This window comes from Flavisolibacter ginsengisoli DSM 18119, assembly GCF_900129295.1.
Lineage (GTDB): Bacteria > Bacteroidota > Bacteroidia > Chitinophagales > Chitinophagaceae > Flavisolibacter > Flavisolibacter ginsengisoli.
In genome coordinates, this window is sequence record NZ_FQUU01000040.1 from 1 (window position 1) to 4,297 (window position 4,297).

At 44.8% G+C, this 4,297-nt stretch carries 2 protein-coding genes; both read left to right on the forward strand.

Annotated elements, in window-relative coordinates; translation table 11 throughout:
* Positions 1–3,636 (forward strand): PKD domain-containing protein (locus BUA53_RS20685; RefSeq protein ID WP_139256543.1); only part of this gene is annotated, 3,636 nt, incomplete at its 5' end.
* Between the two features lie 338 nt (positions 3,637–3,974).
* Positions 3,975–4,297: hypothetical protein (locus BUA53_RS20690; protein WP_217653044.1), on the forward strand; the 323-nt coding region annotated here is incomplete at its 3' end.

Consider the following 4,297-nt stretch of genomic DNA (forward strand, 5'->3'; position numbering starts at 1 on the left):
CCCATGTCATGGAGCCAGAGTTCCTATACAGATCCAACTTTCATCAATAAAATTAAATACACACCCAACTGGGTTTTCCAGGGCTCTGATGATACGAACCCATATCCTTCCACTACTTATAGTGTAAGGGATGCCATGGTAGCCGCAGGAGCTAATTTCAAACTTACTGTTTACCAGGGTGTAGGTCATGGCACCTGGTGGAATGCCTGGGCTGAGCCAGACTTCTGGCCATTCATCAACAGGGCCTATAGTTCAAACCCATGGCAGGTAGGAGGATCAAAATCCTACTGGCCAGGAACTGCTATTAACGCTGTCATTGGCCTTCCGGCAGGTTTCTCAGCTTACGAGTGGAGAAAAGACGGAGTGCTGATAAGTGGTGCTAGTTCCAATACCATTACAGCAACTGCCGGTGGTGTTTACACTGCCAGGGTTCAAAGAAATGGATTGTGGTCTGATTGGTCACATGTACCTGTTTCTATTTTGCCTGGTCACTATGAAGCAGAAGATTACAGTGCCATGTTTGGTGTACAGACAGAGAACACATCTGATGTTGGTGGAGGAAAAGATGTAGGATGGATCGAATTGGGTGACTATATGGATTACAATATTAATGCAGGTACTTCCGGTACTGTTACTCTAAATTTAAGGGTGGCATCACCAGTCAACGGTGCGCAGCTTAAGGTAAAGAAAGCAGATGGTACAGTGCTTACTACTGTAAATATTCCAAATACCGGCGGATGGCAGGTATTTCAAACAATTTCAACTCCTATAAATATTACTGCCGGCCAGCAAACCTTAAGAATAGAATCTTCTTCTTCTGCAGGATGGAATATTAACTGGTTTGAATTCAGCCTGGGATCTTCCGGAAATGTTGCACCAATTGTGAATGCAGGTTCCAGCCAAACCATTACCCTCCCGGCTAATAGCGTAACATTAACCGGTACAGCTTCAGATCCTGACGGATCTATAGCTTCCTATAACTGGACACAGGTAACCGGTGGGGCTGCCACCATCACTTCTCCGTCTACAGCTTCCACCACTGTAACAGGCCTGGTGCAGGGTAGTTATAACTTCCGCCTTACTGTTACTGATAACCTGGGAGCATCTTCAAGCAGTGATGTTACCGTTACTGTTAATGGGAACAACCAGTCTCCTACTGTAAATGCAGGATTGGATCAAACTATCACGCTTCCTTCCAATAGTGTTACTCTTTCAGGAACAGCTTCAGATGCTGATGGAACGGTGGCATCTTATTCCTGGACCAAAACTTCAGGCGGTGCAGCTACTATTACATCTCCATCATCTCCTTCTACAACAGTAACAGGGTTGGCACAAGGCAATTATACATTCCGCCTTTCAGTTACTGATAACCAGGGAGCAATATCAACTGATGATGTGAATGTAATTGTAAATGCACAACCGGCACCCGGAAGTGGCACCCGTATCGAAGCGGAGAACTGGACAGCCATGAGCGGAGTGCTTACAGAAGCCTGTTCTGATGCAGGTGGAACGCTGGATGTGGGTTGGATAGACAATGGTGATTGGATGGATTATACTATCAATGTGCCCGCGGCTGGTAATTACACGCTTAACCTTCGTATAGCCAGTCCAAATACCGGCGCCCAGTTCCTAATAAAAAATAGCTCAGGTACTGTACTGTCTACACTCAATGTTCCCACCACCGGAGGCTGGCAGGTATGGCAAACCATATCCACCACTATCAACCTCGTGGCAGGAACCCAAACAATAAGGTTGCAGGCTAACTCCGTAGCTGGATGGAACATCAACTGGATGGAATTAGTTGGAGCAACTGCAACCAACCAGGCTCCCACTGCCAATTCAGGAGCTGATCAAACCATCACTCAGCCTGCAAGTTCTGTTACCTTAAACGGAAGCGGAACTGACCCGGATGGCAGCATTACAACTTACGCCTGGACAAAAGTATCAGGTTCCGGAGGCACCATTACATCGCCTTCTTCTGCCTCAACTACGGTAACTGGTCTTACAGCTGGTCCTTATACCTTCAGGCTCACAGTTACTGATAACAGCGGTGCTACAGCCTCAGATGATATAAATATCACTGTAAACAGTGCTACTAACCAGCTTCCTACTGCCAATGCAGGAGCTGACCAAATAATTACTCTTCCTGCAAATAGCGTGAATTTAACCGGAAGTGGCACAGATCCTGATGGCAGCATCAGCACTTATGCATGGACTAAAGTATCAGGTACGGGAGGCACCATTACTTCCACTTCTTCACCTTCCACCACTGTTACTGGACTTACGCAAGGCAACTATACTTTCCGCCTTATTGTAACAGATAATAGTGGAGCTACAGCATCTGATGATGTAAATGTCACAGTCAATGCAGCACCAGTAAACCAGCCACCAATAGTGAACGCAGGAACAGACCAAACCATTACCCTCCCTGTAAGCTCTGCCAACTTAAGTGGAACAGCTTCAGATCCGGATGGCTCGATAGCTACTTACAACTGGACTAAAGTATCAGGTGGTTCAGCTACCATTACTTCTCCTTCTTCTGCCTCCACTACCATCACTGGTCTTACAGCAGGTCCTTATACCTTCCGTCTGACTGTTACTGATAATAGCGGAGCTGCAGCATCTGATGATGTAAATATTACTGTCAACAGTGCCCCTAACCAACTGCCAGTTGCCAATGCAGGGGCTGACCAAACCATCACGCTACCAACAAACTCTGTGACTTTAAACGGAAGTGGCACTGATGCGGATGGCATTATTGCTTCTTATGCCTGGAGCAAAGTATCAGGAGTTGGGGGAACCATTACTTCACCAGGATCACCTTCCACAACTGTGACCGGGCTTACTGCAGGAAGCTATTCCTTCCGCCTTACGGTTACAGACAACAGTGGTGCAACAGCCTTTGATGATATAAACGTAGTGGTAAACCAACAGCCGACTCCTCCCTATTCATTAAGAATTGAAGCTGAAAGTTATTCGTCCTCCACTGGAGTGGTAACGACCTCGGCAACCACAGACGCTGGCGGCGGTCAACAGGTAGGTGCCCTGGATAACAATGATGCATTAAATTATACAGTAGATGTCACTTATTCTGGTACCTATACCATCAACTTCAGGGTAGGTGCAACCAAGGGAGGTAGCAGGCTGCAACTGGTAAACCAATCAGGTACATTGCTTGCCACCATTAATGTTCCCAATACTGGCAGTGCCTGGCAAACAGTAAGCGTCACTGCCAACCTTACAGCTGGAAGCCAAACTCTAAAAGTACTTGTCAATAAATCCTCCGGTAACCCTGTGTTCAACTGGTGGGAACTCAAACTTTCCAGCCTTAGTACAGCACGTGCAGCCTCAAATACCAGGGGTGAAGTAATGGAAACAACTGTCCCAGGTAAATTACAGGTATATCCCAGCCCTGTACGTGACCAATTGGTGGTTGACCTAAACAATACCTATTCTGGTAATATTAATATACAGCTGTTGAACTTGGCCGGGGCTGTTCAAAATCAGTATACCTTTTCAAAAGCTGCAGGGAACAGCAGGCACGTAATTTCAGTTTCAATGCTTCCAAAAGGAGAATATATCCTTATGATGCAAATAAATGGAACCATGGAATCCAGGAAATTTATTAAACTTTAAACTTTTATACAAAGGCGGTAACCGCCGTCTTTGTATTTTTGAATATTCATTTATCAACTCAAGATCTACAGCTTAAGTTTTAAATCCTATACCCTTTTTGCCTTGACTTGAAAAGGCATCATTTTTGAGAAATCTACTATGTAGCAAATTCGGCTGTTACTATCAACTGATAGTAACATTTTGACGTATTAATCTACTATTAGCCCTAAATCCTATTGAATTCCACCTTCCAATCCTCAATTGAACACCAATTTCCTTTGATAATCTTAATTATTAAGGAATAACAAGCAAAATTAATCTATATATAATTCCAAGACCCTAATCACATGCCCCTAATTATGACAAAATTTACCCGATGCATTGCCCTCTTGATGGCATTTTATGTAGCTATTGCTCTACAAACTGTAAGTGCCCAAAGTGTTTTAGATCCGAATGACCCAGTGATCACTTATGATTCTACCAAGCCCCCCGTTCAGCCACCTGATGGCCAGATTGGAAAGTGGGTGCGCACGGTCAGAATGAGCTGGAATACGGATATGTACAAGGCCTATATCTATAAAGGCCTGGCGTTCCGTCTTCACTTCCCTAAAACTTACAACCCTACTGCTAATGATGGAAAAAAGTATCCAATTATGCTTTTCTTCCATGGGCATGGTGAGTA